Genomic DNA, 14,514 nt, shown 5'->3' on the forward strand with positions numbered 1-14,514 from the left:
GCGCGGACACAACCCCCGATCCGGCGGTCGGCGTACGCCTGCCGACCACCGGACGGGTGGGGTTCGGTCCGCGCGTCTACGCGGTCTCGGCCGGAGCGACCGGTGCGGGGGTCGCCCGGCGACGTCGTACGACCAGCCAGACCGGCAGGCCGATCACAAGGGCCACCGCGGCGAAGGGCAGCAGCGCACCGACGATCAGTCCGATCGCGGCGAAGGTGCCGCCGAGGGCCTTCATGCCGCCACTCAGTCCGTCGAGGAAGCCGGCGGGCTCCTCGTCCTTCTTCTTCGCCGGCTCGACGACCTCCTCCGCCTGCTTCTGGGTGATGTCGACGGTGATGGTCGACAGTGAGGTCTGGTCCGTGAGCCAGGACTGCTGCGACTTCAGGGAGTCGAGCTCGGCCTGACGCGTGGTCAGCTGCGACTCGATCCAGATGAGGTCCTTGAGCGACGTCGACTCGGCGAGCAGCAGCTCGACACGCTCGAGGCTCGACTCCTGCGCCCGCACGCGGGCGGCGGTGTCGATGACCTCCGTGCTCACGTCGTCCGAGCCCCGCCCGGCGGCGACGAGGCCGTCGACCTGCTGGAGCGCGGCCATCGCCGTGCTGAACCTGTTGCTCGGCACGCGGATGACGAACCGCGAGTACGACGCCCCGCCCTCCTCGTCGGTCCTGGTGTCCTCCTCGGTGATGTCGCCGCCCTGCGCGTCGACGATGCGCTGCACGTCCTGACGGGTCTTGGTCACGTCGGTGCTGGAGAGCGACACCGTTCCGGTCGAGACGACCGCCCGCTCCATCTGGGGCGTGCTCGGTCCACCCGCCGACGACGAGGTGCTGTCGTCGGATCCCGCGGCGTCGCGGCCCGTGCTCGGCGACTCGGCGGTCCCGAGGTCACCGGACGAGGCACCCGACTCGCTGTCGTAGGACGAGGTGGACGAGTCGGCGTCCGAGCCTCCACCGCTGTCGGAGGACGAGCAGGCGGCCAGCACGGCCGTCATGGTGATCGCTGCGAGGAGGCCGGCGGCGCGGGTGCGAGTGGTCATGCCCGTCGGACGCCGTCGTCGGCGAGGCCGGTTCCGGCCGTGACGGAACTGTGACCCTCAGGCCTTCTTGGCCGCGGCCTTCGTGCTCTTCCTCGCGGCGCGCGTCGTGGTGGTGACCTTCGGGCCCTCGACCTGGGGGGCCTCGGCGGGAGAGCCGGCGGTCTCGGTCGTCTCGACCTTCGTCGCCTTGCGCGCCCTGGACGCCCGCGGCTTTCGCGGCTCCTTGGCGGCCTGGGGCTCGGACGTCGACTCCGACCTGCCCTCGCCCTTCGCAGCCGCCTTCGGGGCGGCCTTCGACGCCGCCTCCTTCACCGCGCCCTTGCGGCGCACGCGCATCGCGTTGCCGGAGCCGGAGGTCTCGAGGTAGGGCTGGTCGGTGACGAGCGTGCTCAGCCGGGTGCCGCTGTTGCCGAACGAGCGAGCGTCGAAGGACGGGTAGGTCCGGGTCAGCTGGTTGCCGAGCGACGCCAAGGTGGCCCAGCCCTCGTCGTCCGCCACCGCGTTGAGGGCACGCGTCAGTGCGCTCTGGAGGTTGATCGTCGGGGCGGGGGTCTCGTCGTCCCCGTCGGGCAGCTCGTCGCCGTCGGTCTTCTTCTCGTCCTGCACCACCTCGAGGTCGATGAACTTGTCGCAGGCGTTCTTCAGGGCGTCGGGTGCCTTGTTCTCGCCGAGCACGTAGACCGTCTTGCCCGACTCGCGCAGCCGGTGGGCGAGGCTGGTGAAGTCGCTGTCACTCGTCACGAGCGCGAAGGCCTCGACGTTGTCGTCGTAGAGCAGGTCCATCGCGTCGATCACGAGCGCCAGGTCGGAGGAGTTCTTGCTCTTGGTGAAGGCGTTCTGGTGCATCGCCCGGAGGCCGAGGCTGTTGAGCCGGCGCGCCCACGGCGTCAGGTGGGAGTTGGTCCAGTCCCCGTAGACCCGCTTGATCGTCGGGTTGCCGTACTTCGCTACCTCGCTGAGCACCTCGTCGGCGTAGGCCGCCCTCGTGTTCTCTGCGTCGATCAGCACGGCGATCCGGTCGGTGCTCCCATTGGCGTCCACACTGCGCAGCCTAGGCTGACGGTGTGGCGTGGGACGTGGTGGTCGTCGGTGGGGGAGTCGCCGGACTGGTCGCGGCCCGCGCGCTCGCCGCCACCGGACGCGACGTCCTGCTGCTGGAGGCCTCGCCGCAGCTCGGCGGCAAGCTCCGCAGCGCCGAGGTCGCCGGTCTCACCGTCGACGTCGGCGCCGAGGCGATGCTGGCCCGACGCCCGGAGGGGCTGGAGCTGGCCCACGAGCTCGGCGCCGAGGTCCTGCACCCCACCGCCGCGACGTCCGGGGTCTGGTCGCGCGGAGCGATGCGCGCGCTGCCGCGCTCGCTCATGGGCGTCCCCCTCGACCTCGACCAGCTCGCGGCCAGCGGGGTGCTGAGCCCGGACGGGCTGGCGCGCGCGTCGTCGGAGACCCCGACCGACGTCTCCGGCGACGTGTCGGTCGGCGACCTCGTCGCCTCACGGCTCGGCGACGAGGTGGTCGAGCGACTGGTCGAGCCCCTGCTCGGCGGGGTGTACGCCGGCCACGCCCGCCGCATCTCGGCCGCCGCCGCGGTGCCCCAGCTGCTCGCGATGGCCCGCCGAGGCTCGCTCCTCGACCAGGCGGCGGGCCTCCCGGTGTCCAGCGCCCCGGTCTTCGCCACCGTCCCCGGCGGGATGGGCCGTCTGCCGGGCCTGGTCGTCGACGGCGGTGGCTTCGAGGCGCGGACCTCCGCGACGGTCCGCGAGCTGCGGCGTACGCCGACCGGCTGGGCGCTCACCGTCGGCCCGACCACGCACCCCGAGACGATCGAGGTGGCCGCCGTCGTGCTGGCCACGCCCGCCACGCCGACGGCCCGCCTGCTGGCCGACGTCGCACCCGGCGTCGCCGCCGAGCTCGCGACGGTCGAGGCCGCGAGCGTCGCCGTGGTGACGCTCGCCTGCCGCGCCCAGGACGTGCCGGACGCGCTCTTCGACCGGTCGGGCTTCCTTGTCCCGCCGGTCGAGCAGCGGTCGATCAAGGCGGCCACCTTCTCCTTCGCCAAGTGGGGCTGGGTCCGCGACCTCGGGGGCCCCGACGTCGTGGTGCTGCGCACCTCGCTCGGCCGGCACCGCGAGGAGGGGACGCTGCAGGCCACCGACGAGGGGCTGGTGCGGGTCTCGCTCGCCGACCTCGGCGCACTGGCCGGCATCACCGCGCGACCCGTCGACACCCACGTGCAGCGGTGGGGTGGCGCGCTGCCGCAGTACGCCGTCGGTCACGTCGACCGCGTCGCGCGCATCCGCGCGGCCGTCGCCGACCTGCCGGGGCTCGCGCTGTGCGGGGCGGCGTACGACGGCGTCGGCATCCCCGCCGTGATCGGGTCCGCCCGCCGTGCTGTGGCCTCGCTCACGCAGGCAGAATGAACGCATGAGCACGGACAAGACCAACGCGGCCCGCACCAAGGAGCTCAACGACACCATCCGCTACACGATGTGGTCGGTCTTCAAGCTCCGCGACGTGCTCGGCGACGCCGACCGGTCCGCCGAGGCGACCGACGTCGAGGCGCTCCTCGAGGTGCTCGCCGAGCAGGACGTCGTGGTGCGCGGGTTGTACGACGTCAGCGGCCTGCGCGCCGACGCGGACCTGATGGTGTGGTGGCACGCCGAGGACTCGGAGGCCCTGCAGGCGGCCTACAACGCCTTCCGTCGCACGTCGTTCGGCTACCGCCTCGACCCGGTCTGGTCGCAGATGGCGCTGCACCGTCCGGCCGAGTTCAACAAGTCGCACATCCCGGCCTTCCTCGCCGACGAGGAGCCCCGCGCGCACATCTGCGTCTACCCGTTCGTGCGGTCCTACGAGTGGTACCTCCTCGACGACGTCGAGCGTCGCAGGATGCTCGCCCAGCACGGCCAGCAGGCACGCGGCTACGCCGACGTCCGCGCCAACACGGTGGCGTCCTTCGCGCTCGGCGACTACGAGTGGATCCTGGCCTTCGAGGCCGATGAGCTGCACCGCATCGTCGACCTGATGCGCGACCTGCGCGCCTCCGACGCGCGTCGGCACGTGCGTGAGGAGGTGCCGTTCTACACCGGTGCCCGGGTGAGCCCGGCGGACCTCCTCGCCCGCCTGCCCTGACCTGTCACCCACGCTCGGCAACACGTGTCGCCCGACGGGGGAGACCGGCTCGTGGAGCAATGTAGAGTAACTTACTCAACATTGTTCTTAAGGAGTCAGCATGAGCGCCACCTTCCCCAGCCCGGTCCGCCAGCGTCCGACCTCCCGCACCGCGCGCGCGGCCCTCGCCCGCTACCTCAGCACGCACGACCCGCTCGGCGCGGTCGACCGCACCATCCCCGAGCGCACGTGGGTGCGGGTCGAGCACGGCCAGGACGCCGACATCTGGCTGATCACCTGGCCGGCCGGCTCGAGCACCGGCTGGCACGACCACGGCTCGGCCGCCGGTGCGTTCGCCGTGCTGGAGGGCCAGCTGACCGAGTACGTCTGGACCGGCGTCGCCACCGCCACCACGCTGCAGGCGCCCGGCGTGCGCGAGTTCGACGGCAGCCACATCCACGACGTGATCAACCACGGCGTCCGCACCGCGGTGTCGCTGCACGCCTACGCCCCGTCGCTCGCCGAGATGACGCGCTACGAGCTCGTCCGCGGACGGCTGCAGGTCGCCAGGGTCGAGCGGCGGGAGACCTGGTGAGCGCCGTGTCCGCCCCCGTCCGGCACGACGGCGTGGACGCGCTGCTGGCCGACGCCCGGTCGCGGCTGGACCGGATCGACGTCGAGTCGGCCTACCGCGAGACGCTCGACGGCGCGCTCCTCGTCGACATCCGCCCGGTCGCTCAGCGTGCGGACGAGGGTGAGGTGAGCCCCGCGCTGCGGCCGCTGGTCATCGAGCGCAACGTGCTCGAGTGGCGCTTCGACCCGCGCTCGGAGGCGTGCCTGCCCGAGGCGTCGTACGACGCCCGCATCCTGGTGCTGTGCCAGGAGGGCTACACCTCGAGCCTCGCAGCAGACGCGCTGCGGAGCCTGGGCCTCGACGCGACCGACGTCGTCGGCGGCTTCAAGGCGTGGCGCGAGGCGCACCTGCCGACCGCGTGCCCGCACCGGGCCTGACCCACTCCCGGCCGTCGTGGGTCGGCCGGGAACGCATTCGCGAGCAGTACCGTCGGACCACCATGACGTACTCACGCCTACCTTTCTCGGGCGCCCTTGCCCTCGTCCTGTCCGTCACCGCCCTCGCTGCCTGCGGCAACGAGGGCGACACGAAGGCCGTCGACCCGTCAGCCTCCGGTGAGCCGTCGTCCACGGGCGCGCCGACGCCCGTCCCCGACGGCCAGGTGCGGACCCGCGGACTGGTCACCGTCCTCGACACGGGAGACGGCCCCGAGCTCTGCCTCGGCGCGGTCGCCGAGTCGTACCCGCCCCAGTGCGGCGGCCCGGAGCTCGTGGACTTCGACTTCGGTGACGTCGGCGCCGAGAAGGCCTCGGGGGTGACGTGGGGGCAGTACAACGTCACCGGGACGTACGACGGCACGACCTTCACCGTCACCGACGCCATCCCGGCTGCGCTCTACGACACGATGGCGAAGCCCGAGGCGGGTGGCCTCGAGCCGGCCTGCGACGACGCGACCACCACCGACGCCGACATGGCGTCTCCCGAGGACATGGACGCCACCCTCGCTGCCGCGTCGGCGCTGCCGACCTACGCGACCGCGTGGCTGAGCAACGGCACGATCAGCGTCGCCGTGACCGAGGACCCGGAGGCTGCCGAGGCCGAGCTCCGCAAGACGTGGGGCGGGCTGCTCTGCGTGACCACCGTGGAGAAGACCGACGCGGACCTCAACGCCGTCAACCAGGAGCTGCAGGCAGCGCTCGGCGACCAGCTGCTGACCAGCGGGTCCACCTCACCCGACTCCCTCGACGCGCAGGTGGTCTACGACGACGGCTCCATCCAGGACTGGGCCGACGAGACCTACGGAGACGGCCTCGTGCGTGTCAGCTCCGCGCTCGAGCCCGCCGAGTGAGGCTCACGTCTCCTTGAGCGTGATGCTGATCGAGTTGATGCAGTAGCGGTCGCCGGTGGGCGTGCCGAAGCCGTCGGGGAAGACGTGACCGAGGTGGGAGCCGCACGTCGCGCAGCGGACCTCGACGCGCTTCATGCCGCCGGAGTTGTCCTCGATGTACTCGATCGTGTCGGTCATCGGCTGGTAGAAGCTCGGCCAGCCGCAGCCGGAGTGGAACTTGGTGTCGCTGGTGAACAGCTCCGACCCGCACGCCTTGCACGAGTACGTGCCCTCGGTCTCGGTGTCGGTGTACTCCCCGGTGAACGCACGCTCCGTGCCCGCCTGCCGGAGGACGGCGTACTCCTCCGCGGTGAGCTCCTCGCGCCACTGCTCGTCGGTCTTCTGCACGTCGTAGGCCATGCCTCCAGTTTACGGAGCGGCGAAAGGTCGGAGCCAAGGGCTAGGTTCGCACCATGAGCGGAAGCGGAACCCCCGACGACCCCTGGCAGCTGACGACGGCGCCCGGCTCGTCGACGTACACGATGCACCGCGACGACGACGCGGGCCTGCTGGTCTGCCAGGTCGGGACGACGAAGCTCACCTATCTGGCCTCCGCGATCGACGACCTCCACGCGATGCTGCGCGAGCACGGCGACTGGATGCCGCTCGGCGCCGCGGACGAGAAGAAGGACGCGGCGGAGGGCACCGTGGAGGCGTGGGGCCGGTCGCAGGACAACCCGGTGGGTGGGTGGTACGGCCAGCGCAACGGCTACCGCGGCAGGTTCGGGATGCACCTCCCGCCGCTGCTCGAGGAGCTGGGCCTGGTCGAGCTCGAGCACAACGCCCGCAACAACCGGGTCCGCGCGATCTGATGGCGGCGGCGAAGACGGTGATGGTGCAGGCCGGCGACCGGGAGGTCCGCGTGTCCTCGCCCGACCGCGTGATCTACGAGGCCACGGAGATGACCGGCGAGGTCACCAAGCTGATGGTCGCGGAGTACTTCGCGAGCGTCGAGGACGGCCTGATGCGCGCGCTGCGCGACCGGCCGACGGCGTTGGAGCGGTGGACGTCTGGCGTACGTCCGGGGATGAAGCTGGCGACCGGGCCGCAGGACCGCAACGCCGACGCGTTCTACCAGAAGCGCGTCCCCAAGGGGGCTCCCGACTACCTCGAGACCGCGACGATCACGTTCCCGTCCGGCCGCACGGCCGATGAGATCTGCCCGACCGAGATCGCGGTGCCGGTGTGGTGCGCCCACATGGGCACGCTGACCTTCCACCCCTGGCCGGTCCGGCGCAACGACGTGGACCACCCCGACGAGCTCCGGATCGACCTCGACCCGCAGCCGGGCACGACCTTCGGTGATGCCGTACGGGTCGCGGGCGTGGCTCGCGAGCTGCTGGGCGACCTCGGCATGACCGGCTTCGCGAAGACGTCGGGCAACCGCGGCATCCACGTCTACGTGCGGATCTCGCCGGAGTGGGACTTCGCCGCGGTCCGCCACGCGGCCATCGCCTTCGGTCGTGAGCTCGAGAAGCGCGACGACGGCGTGACGACGGCGTGGTGGAAGGAGGAGCGCGGGGAGCGGATCTTCGTGGACTTCAACCAGAACACCCGCGACCGCACGATCGCGTCGGCGTACTCCCTGCGCCCGATCGCCGGTGCGCCGGTCTCGACCCCGCTGTCGTGGGACGAGCTGGCTTCTCTCGACTCGCCCGCCGGCCTCAACCTCTTCACCGTGCCCGAGCGGCTCGCCTCCGACGGCGACCCGTGGGCCGCGATCGACGACGTGCACCACTCGCTGCAGCCGCTCCTCGACCTCTGGGACGAGCACCCCGTCGAGCTCAACTTCCCGCCTGACCACCCGAAGATGCCCGGCGAGCCGCCCCGCGTGCAGCCGTCGAAGAAGGTCGAGTCCCACTGGGACGAGGACGGCAACCGGATCCCCGACTGAGACACCGCTCAGCCGAGCTCCCACGGGGCCGCGATCGGGAAGTACGCCTCGAGGAACTCGTGCAGCAGGGCGTCGGCGCGGCCGTCGTCGAAGGCCGAGAGCATGTTGTCGGCGACGCAGAAGAAGTCGCGGTCGCGCTTGAGCATCTGCTTGAGCTGGGCGGGCAGCTGCTGGTGGCCGAGGTCGACGTAGCCGTGGTGGGCGCCCGCGCGGAAGGCCTGGCCGGTGATGAGGCCGTAGTTCTGCGCGAAGGACGACAGGAGCGACAGGTCGGTGTCCGAGCGGAACGGCGCCTCGGTCGTGCGATGCACCTCGTCGGGGAAGCGGGCCGCGATCTCCTCGAGGGTCGTACGCCGCTGCGGGTGCGGGCTGTGCATCATCGTCTGCGTCAGCGCGACCCCGAAGGCGTCGGTGAGCACCCGGCGGTTGTTCTGCGCGGCGGTCAGGTAGGGCCGGTCGTCCGTGCCGGGCAGGCCGACGGCGCGGTGGTCCGCGACGAAGGCGGCGTACTGCCCGCCGGGGGCGAAGAAGTGCTCCGGGCGTCGCGGCCGGCCGAGGAAGACGTCGTCGTTGACGTAGACGAAGTGGTCGGCCAGGTCGGGGACGGCGTGCAGCCGGGTCTCGATGGCGTGCGAGCTGAAGGTCGGCAACGCCGAGGCCGGGAGGATGTCGCGGTGGTCGACGACCCGGATGCGGTCGTGCGACGTGTCGAGCCACCAGGGCACCTGGCCGGCGGTGACGAGGTGGATCCGGCGCACCCACGGGGCGAAGAGGTGGAGGCTGCGCATCGAGTACCGGAGCTCGTCGCGGCTCGTGTAGCGCTGCGCGCCGCCCGCGCGCTCGTCCGGTGTGCCGCCGGTCTCGACGATCCGCCGGTCGCGGGCGGCCAGCCATTCCTCGTCGTCGCCGTCGACCCAGGTGTAGACGACGTCGACGTCGAAGCGGACGTCGTCGACGGTCGGCAGGGCCATCACCTCGATCGTCGGCACGTCGACGCCCTCGATGGAGATGGTCGTGCGCGGGGTGCCGGTCGGGACGCGGTCGCCGAACCGGTTGAGGCCGGGCGCGAGCAGGTCGCCCTCGGGCGACTCCTCCCAGAACTGCACGCCGACCTCGACGCCCTCGCCGAGCACGCCGTCGTGCCCGCCGCGCATCGGCCACGGCTCGAGGAAGAGCGAGGCGGTGCGGGTGCGCGACAGCTCGTCGGTCATCACCGCGACCGTGCCGCGCCGCTCGTGCCACCCGCGCTCGGCCGGGTCGCGGACCGACAGCCAGTCGGGGACGGACGCCTGTGCCAGGGCAGCGAGGAAGTCGCCGCGGTGCGAGGACGGCACGACGACCACCGGGTGCGGGTCCAGGCCGCGCGCCGGCATCACGAACCAACCGTCCTTGCCGGTCGCCGCAGCGGCAGAGGTGAGCACCCGCAGGGTCGTCGTACGCGCCTCGGCGGGGGTGATGCCCGCCGCGGACGAGGTCTCGGGAAGGTCGCCCAGCGGCCCCGGTCGCAGGCCGTGCAACACACGGCGGGGCGCCAGCGGGTCGGCGCGTCGCTCGACCGCGTGCCGGAACGTGCCGACCCACTGCCGGGCGAGCCGCTGGCCGCCCCAGCGCTCGGAGCGGGTGAGCGCAGCGGCGCCGAGGCGCTCGCGCAGGGCGTCGTCGGTGGCGATCCGCAGCATCGCCGCGGCCATCGCGGCCTTCGAGGCGGGCGGCACGAGCAGGCCGTCGGCGTCGTGGGTGATCATCTCGCGCGGGCCGGAGGGACAGTCGTACGACACCGGTGGCACGCCCGCCGACATCGCCTCCTGCAGCACGAGCGGGTAGCCCTCGCCTCGCGAGGCGAGCACGGCAACGCTGGCCTTCGCCCACTCGGCGGCGAGGTCCTGCGTCGAGCCGGGCAGCAGCACGCGGTCCTCGAGGCCGAGCTTGCGCACCTGGGCGGCGAGGTTGTCGGCCCGCGGGCCGTCGCCCCAGATGGTCAGCGTCCAGCCGGGGATCTCCTCGTGGATGCGCCAGAACGCGTCGACGAGGTGCTCGAACTGCTTCTCGGGCGCCAGCCGTCCCGCGGTCACGAAGGTCTTCTGGTCGAGCGGCGACCGCGCCTGCGGCGTGCCGGGCAGCGGGTTGGGAATCACCAGCAGCTCGGGGGCGGCGCCGCCGAGCCGGCCCGCCAGCCACCGCGACATCGACTCCGTCAGCGACACCACGATGTCGGCGCGCGGGGCGAACTCGAGCAGGGCGCCGAGGTCGTTGACCCGGGCCGAGGACGCGCGGTGCTCCTGGTGCACGAGAGCCACGTCGGCGGGCGCGAGCTGGGCGACGACGGCCAGCAGCTCGGGCGTCGTGGTGACGAGCACGTCGGCCTCGATCGAGCCGAGCGCGTCGCGCATCGTGGCGTCGGTCAGGCCGTTGTAGAGGGCGTCCCAGCTGCGAGGCACGATCACCGACTCACGCTGGGCCAGTTCTCGGGCCAGCTCGTCGGGATGCCGGCCGGCGACCGCGGTCGCCCGCTCACGTCGTACGTCGACGAGGTAGGTAACCTCGAGCCCGTCGGCCAGCGGGTAGTGGGTCGCGTCGCCGCTGCGCCAGACGCTGAGGATGCGGACCCGGTGCCCCTCGCCCAGGGCGAGCAGCGCGTTGGCCTGCTCGATGCCGGAGCGGGCGGTGCCGCCCATCCCGTCGGCGTTGAAGAGGACGAAGACGATGTCGAGGGGGCCGTCGCGGCGTGCGCGCCGCACCACTGACTTCACCCTGTCGCCCAGAGCCACGTGCGCCTCAGTTCTCTCTCGTGGAAGCCGTCCGCCACGATCCTAGGGGGACTGACTCAGGCCGATAGGGTGACCCGCATGCCCACCCCTCTGGTCCTGGTCTCCGGTTCCGGTCGCAGCGGCACCAGCTCGCTGGCGGGCACCCTCAAGCGGCTCGGCCTGCACGTGCCGCAGCCCGAGGTCGAGGCGTCGGAGACCAACCCGCGCGGGTTCTACGAGCCCCAGTGGGTCATCGACTTCCACAAGCGCCACCTCAAGGAGCTCGCACTCTTCAACATCGACAGCAGGCCGGCCGCCGTCGACCTCGTCGCCACCTACCTCGCGTCGGGCGAGCCGCAGGCCGAGCTGCGCGAGTGGTTGTCCGGTCAGCTGACTGCACCTGAGTTCGTGGGTGACCAGATCGTCGTCAAGGACCCGCACGCCTTCTGGTTCGCCCAGGCCTGGGAGACGGTCAGCGCCGAGCTCGACGTCGACCTGCGCTGGCTCACCGCGCTGCGGCACCCGGCCGAGGTCGTCGGCTCGCGCGACATCGCCTACCTCTCCAGCCAGTCCGAGGAGCTGCGGCTCACCAAGGAGACGTCCAACGTCGCCGGCTGGGTGCACGCCGCGCTGCTCACCGAGCGGGCCGGCCGCGGTCGGAAGCGCTCGTTCGTCCGCTACACCGACCTCCTCGGCGACTGGCGCGCGGCCCTCCGGCCGGTGCAGGAGCAGCTCGACCTGGCCTTCGACACCGACCTCTCCTCGCGCGACCACCACGCGGTCGACGACTTCATCGAGCCGTCGATGCGCAAGTCGCAGCTCACGTGGGACGACGTGGCGACCCCGGGGTGGCTCAAGGAGATGGCCGAGGAGGTGTGGCAGCTGCTCGGTGTGCTCACCACCAGCCCGCACGACGAGGAGACCCAACGGCGCCTCGACGCGATCCACGCCGACTACACCGCGCGCTACGCCGATGCGGTGGCACTCACCTTCGACCACACCCGGGCGGAGTCGACGCTCGCCGGGCGCGAGGCCCGCGACGCCCAACGCGGCACCGTCCAGCAGCTGCGCCACGACCTCGCCGCCGCTCGCCGGAGTGGTGCGCCGCAGGCACCCGCCGTCGGCGGCCGCGAGGCGGCCGCGATCCTGCGCCGCGCCGTCGTACGCCGCGTCACCCGCCGCTGACCGTCCTCTGTGAGCGACCGGTCGCCGCGGGCCGGGGTAGTCCAGTGAGCGTTGGTCGTCGGCGCGCCCCTCGGACAGCCAATCGTCACTGGACTACATCGATCGGACAACCGGAAGTCACTGGACTACCTCGGCGGGGGCGGGCAGCTACCCGCCAGGTCAGACGCCGCTGACGCCCTCGCCCTGACCGGAGGCCTGCTCGTCGAAGTTCTCGTGCTCGATGAGGTGGAGGACGGGTACGCCGAGCTTGCGGCGGGCGCGCGAGGTCCAGTCGACGTGGAAGAACTCGGCCACGACGTGCGGGCGGGTGAGGATGATCGCCTCGCGCGCGTCGACCGCGGTGACGAGGGCAGCGAGGGCGTCGACCGGGGGCTCCGAGGTGACCTTGCCGGTCGCCTTCCCGCCGGCGCCCGCGATCGCGGCGAGCGTCTGCTTGAGCTCGGCGTTCGAGGTGTCCTCGCACTCCTTGCGCAGGGCCTCGATGTCGACGTCGTTCATCGCGAGCGCCGGTGCCGCCATCAGGTCGCCGGCGCCGAGGGTCCCCATCGAGGCCTCGATGCGGGCCGCGGCGTCCTCGAGGGGGAGGAGCACGTGGTAGACGACCTGGTCCTCGATCTCCGAGTGGAGCGAGCGGACCTGGGCCGCGTCGGCGGGGGAGAGGGCCTGCTCGACGAGCAGGACGACGTCGTAGGTGCCGTGCCCGTCGTGGATGGACTCGTCGGTCGGGGTGTGGGTCTCGCTCATGATGCGCCTCCGGGGTCGGTGCTGAGGATGCGGGTGAGGTCGTAGCCGGCCGGCTCGTCGAGCTGACCGTATCCGCAGCTCTCGGGGTCGCGGTCGGTGCGCCACCTCTTGAAATGCGCGGTGTGGCGGAACCGCCGGCCCTCCATGTGGTCGTACTTCACCTCGAGCACCCGCTCCGGGCGCAGCGCGGTGAACCCGAGGTCCTTGCCCGCGCTCCACCGGCTCTGGGTGCCGGGGATGCGGTCGGGGTTGGCGGTGAGGAACTCGTTCCACCGGCCCCACGGGTGATCGGCGATGTCGCAGACCAGCGGCTGCAGCTCCTGCCAGAGCTCGGCCCGCCGTGCGGCGGTGAAGCTGGCCGAGACGCCGATGTGCTGGAGCTCGCCGTCGTCGTCGTACAACCCGAGCAGCAGCGAGCCGATCAGCGGCTCCTCGGGCGTGGACGTCTTGTGCTCGCGATAGCCCGCGAGGACGACGTCGGCGGTGCGCTCGTGCTTGATCTTGAGCATGGTGCGCTTGTTGGGTTCGTACGCCGACCCGAGCGGCTTGGCGACGACTCCGTCGAGCCCCGCGCCCTCGAACTCCTCGAACCACCGCTCGGCCTCCGCCGCGTCCTCGGTGGTGCGGGTCAGGAAGCACGGTCCGCTGCCGTCGAGATGACCGAGCGCCTCGACGAGCGCGGCACGTCGCTCCGAGAGCGGACGGTCCATGAAGGACTCGTCGCCGAGCGCCAGCAGGTCGAAGGCCACGAAGCCGGCGGGCGTCTCGACCGACAGCTTGTCGACACGGCTGGCAGCGGGGTGGATGCGCTCCTGCAGCGTCTCGAACTCCAGTCGCCAACCCTCGGCGCCCTGGAGGCCGACGAAGATCTCGCCGTCGAGCACGATGCGGTCGGGCAGCTGCTCGCGGCAGGCCGCGACGACCTCGGGGAAGTAGCGGGTCAGCGGCTTGGTGTTGCGGCTCGCCAGCTCGACCTCGTCGCCGTCCTTGAAGACCAGGCAGCGGAAGCCGTCCCACTTGGGCTCGAAGCTCAGGCCGCCGTGCTTCGCCGGGTCCGGCACCCCGCTGACGCTCTTGGCGAGCATCGGCTGCACGGGCGGCATCACGGGGAGGTCCACGCCCCAAATCCTAGTCCTGCTGGGCTCAGTCCTCGCCGCGCAGCGAGAACGACCGCAGCCGGTCGCCCGCGAACCACACGCCGGCCAGCGTCACGACGAGGCTGGCGCCGATCGCCCACGGCAGGTTCGCCGGGTCGGGCAGCTCGTCGGAGAGCGCATGGCCGATCCGGATGCCCCACTGGCTGATGCTCAACCAGGCGATGCCGGTGAACAGGTTGCCGAGCAGGCTCTCCCAGATCAGCACGAACATCAGCGACGCGATGACCGCGTGGCGGGTGACCGCCGATATCGCGAGGAAGAGTGCGGAGTACGTCGTACCGGCCACGACGGCGCCCACGAAGAGCGCGACCGCGCGGGTGGTGTCGCCGGTGATGAGCGCGGCGACGAAGATCGGGAGCGAGCCGGCCACCAGCGTCGCGCCCAGCGCCACCAGCCACTTGCTGATCGCGATGCCGTAGCGGCTGACCGGCTTCGACAGCAGGTAGACGATCGACCCGTCGTCGACCTCGGGGCCGAGCACCGAGGAGGCCGCGAGGATCGCGACCAGCGGCAGGACGAGCGTGTAGCCCAGGCCCGGGACGATCTCCCACGCGGCGTCACCGTCGGTCAGCACGGTGATGAGCGTGACGAGGCCGATCAGGAGCACCGGGAAGGCGAGCAGCAGGTAGAAGCGCCGGCGCCCCAGGAGGGCCTGGAGGGCGAGCTTGGCGATCGTCAC

Annotated in this window: 15 protein-coding genes; 8 read left to right on the forward strand and 7 right to left on the reverse strand. The window is 72.0% G+C overall.

The annotated features are described in order from the left end of the window. Positions 1 to 76: 76 nt before the first annotated feature. Together EUA06_RS06290 and EUA06_RS06295 are read right to left on the reverse strand one after the other, a co-directional pair. Positions 77 to 1,039: a DUF4349 domain-containing protein gene (locus EUA06_RS06290; protein WP_129474156.1), complete on the reverse strand. Its 963-nt coding sequence runs from the start codon at positions 1,037 to 1,039 to the stop codon at positions 77 to 79. A gap of 57 nt (positions 1,040 to 1,096) precedes the next feature. Beyond that, positions 1,097 to 2,080, reverse strand: a complete 984-nt coding sequence (locus tag EUA06_RS06295) for an NYN domain-containing protein (protein WP_129474157.1) — start codon at positions 2,078 to 2,080, stop codon at positions 1,097 to 1,099. A 23-nt stretch (positions 2,081 to 2,103) separates the two neighbouring features. On the opposite strand from EUA06_RS06295, the gene EUA06_RS06300 reads away from it, so the two are divergent. The 5 genes from EUA06_RS06300 to EUA06_RS06320 all read left to right on the forward strand — a co-directional run bounded on the left by EUA06_RS06300 (position 2,104) and on the right by EUA06_RS06320 (position 6,069). Beyond that, positions 2,104 to 3,456 (forward strand): protoporphyrinogen/coproporphyrinogen oxidase, encoded by a 1,353-nt coding sequence (locus tag EUA06_RS06300; protein WP_129474158.1) that lies wholly within the window; start codon positions 2,104 to 2,106, stop codon positions 3,454 to 3,456. A 4-nt stretch (positions 3,457 to 3,460) separates the two neighbouring features. Further along, positions 3,461 to 4,168 carry a hydrogen peroxide-dependent heme synthase gene (gene hemQ, locus EUA06_RS06305; RefSeq protein WP_129474159.1) on the forward strand — a complete coding sequence of 236 codons (708 nt, stop codon included), beginning with the start codon at positions 3,461 to 3,463 and terminating at the stop codon, positions 4,166 to 4,168. Positions 4,169 to 4,268: 100 nt separating this feature from the next. Further along, complete coding sequence (locus tag EUA06_RS06310; RefSeq protein ID WP_129474160.1) at positions 4,269 to 4,742, forward strand: cysteine dioxygenase; 474 nt, start codon at positions 4,269 to 4,271, stop codon at positions 4,740 to 4,742. After that, the gene (locus EUA06_RS06315) at positions 4,739 to 5,158 is read left to right on the forward strand and encodes a rhodanese-like domain-containing protein (protein WP_242497993.1); all 420 of its coding nucleotides are present in this window, start codon (positions 4,739 to 4,741) and stop codon (positions 5,156 to 5,158) included. The genes EUA06_RS06310 and EUA06_RS06315 overlap by 4 nt, the downstream gene beginning before the upstream one ends. A 62-nt stretch (positions 5,159 to 5,220) precedes the next feature. Further along, entirely contained in the window at positions 5,221 to 6,069 is an 849-nt protein-coding gene (locus tag EUA06_RS06320) for a hypothetical protein (protein ID WP_129474161.1), read from the forward strand. Between the two features lie 3 nt (positions 6,070 to 6,072). On the opposite strand, the gene msrB is transcribed toward EUA06_RS06320, so the two are convergent. Continuing rightward, complete coding sequence (gene msrB / locus EUA06_RS06325; RefSeq protein WP_129474162.1) at positions 6,073 to 6,468, reverse strand: peptide-methionine (R)-S-oxide reductase MsrB; 396 nt, start codon at positions 6,466 to 6,468, stop codon at positions 6,073 to 6,075. Between the two features lie 53 nt (positions 6,469 to 6,521). Between msrB and EUA06_RS06330 the strand changes: the two genes are divergently transcribed. Then, on the forward strand, positions 6,522 to 6,920 hold the full coding sequence (locus EUA06_RS06330; protein WP_129474163.1) for a DUF6855 family protein: 399 nt from the start codon (positions 6,522 to 6,524) through the stop codon (positions 6,918 to 6,920). Continuing rightward, entirely contained in the window at positions 6,920 to 8,002 is a 1,083-nt protein-coding gene (locus EUA06_RS06335) for a DNA polymerase domain-containing protein (protein WP_129474164.1), read from the forward strand. Before EUA06_RS06330 ends, EUA06_RS06335 begins: the two co-directional genes overlap by 1 nt. Before the next feature lie 8 nt (positions 8,003 to 8,010). On the opposite strand, the gene EUA06_RS06340 is transcribed toward EUA06_RS06335, so the two are convergent. Continuing rightward, positions 8,011 to 10,743 (reverse strand): stealth conserved region 3 domain-containing protein, encoded by a 2,733-nt coding sequence (locus tag EUA06_RS06340; RefSeq protein ID WP_129474165.1) that lies wholly within the window; start codon positions 10,741 to 10,743, stop codon positions 8,011 to 8,013. A 105-nt stretch (positions 10,744 to 10,848) separates the two neighbouring features. Here EUA06_RS06340 and EUA06_RS06345 point away from each other — a divergent pair, with 105 nt between their 5' ends. Further along, positions 10,849 to 11,934 carry a sulfotransferase family protein gene (locus EUA06_RS06345; RefSeq protein ID WP_129474166.1) on the forward strand — a complete coding sequence of 362 codons (1,086 nt, stop codon included), beginning with the start codon at positions 10,849 to 10,851 and terminating at the stop codon, positions 11,932 to 11,934. Between the two features lie 159 nt (positions 11,935 to 12,093). Here EUA06_RS06345 and EUA06_RS06350 read toward each other — a convergent pair whose 3' ends face one another. The 3 genes from EUA06_RS06350 to EUA06_RS06360 are packed head-to-tail and all read right to left on the reverse strand — an operon-like array spanning position 12,094 to position 14,514. Further along, positions 12,094 to 12,678 carry a hypothetical protein gene (locus EUA06_RS06350; protein ID WP_129474167.1) on the reverse strand — a complete coding sequence of 195 codons (585 nt, stop codon included), beginning with the start codon at positions 12,676 to 12,678 and terminating at the stop codon, positions 12,094 to 12,096. After that, positions 12,675 to 13,796 (reverse strand): ATP-dependent DNA ligase, encoded by a 1,122-nt coding sequence (locus EUA06_RS06355; protein WP_129474168.1) that lies wholly within the window; start codon positions 13,794 to 13,796, stop codon positions 12,675 to 12,677. The genes EUA06_RS06350 and EUA06_RS06355 overlap by 4 nt, the downstream gene beginning before the upstream one ends. Before the next feature lie 25 nt (positions 13,797 to 13,821). Continuing rightward, complete coding sequence (locus EUA06_RS06360; protein ID WP_165354280.1) at positions 13,822 to 14,514, reverse strand: ABC transporter permease; 693 nt, start codon at positions 14,512 to 14,514, stop codon at positions 13,822 to 13,824.

The organism is Nocardioides glacieisoli (genome assembly GCF_004137245.1).
GTDB lineage: Bacteria > Actinomycetota > Actinomycetes > Propionibacteriales > Nocardioidaceae > Nocardioides > Nocardioides glacieisoli.

What these genes read in the sequence shown, in the direction of transcription:
- hemQ (WP_129474159.1), top strand. Translation starts at nt 3,461, where the DNA reads ATGAGCACGGACAAGACCAACGCGGCCCGCACCAAGGAGCTCAACGAC.
- msrB (WP_129474162.1), bottom strand. Translation starts at nt 6,468, where the DNA reads ATGGCCTACGACGTGCAGAAGACCGACGAGCAGTGGCGCGAGGAGCTC.
- EUA06_RS06345 (WP_129474166.1), top strand. Translation starts at nt 10,849, where the DNA reads ATGCCCACCCCTCTGGTCCTGGTCTCCGGTTCCGGTCGCAGCGGCACC.
- EUA06_RS06290 (WP_129474156.1), bottom strand. Translation starts at nt 1,039, where the DNA reads ATGACCACTCGCACCCGCGCCGCCGGCCTCCTCGCAGCGATCACCATG.
- EUA06_RS06310 (WP_129474160.1), top strand. Translation starts at nt 4,269, where the DNA reads ATGAGCGCCACCTTCCCCAGCCCGGTCCGCCAGCGTCCGACCTCCCGC.
- EUA06_RS06330 (WP_129474163.1), top strand. Translation starts at nt 6,522, where the DNA reads ATGAGCGGAAGCGGAACCCCCGACGACCCCTGGCAGCTGACGACGGCG.
- EUA06_RS06320 (WP_129474161.1), top strand. Translation starts at nt 5,221, where the DNA reads ATGACGTACTCACGCCTACCTTTCTCGGGCGCCCTTGCCCTCGTCCTG.
- EUA06_RS06350 (WP_129474167.1), bottom strand. Translation starts at nt 12,678, where the DNA reads ATGAGCGAGACCCACACCCCGACCGACGAGTCCATCCACGACGGGCAC.
- EUA06_RS06335 (WP_129474164.1), top strand. Translation starts at nt 6,920, where the DNA reads ATGGCGGCGGCGAAGACGGTGATGGTGCAGGCCGGCGACCGGGAGGTC.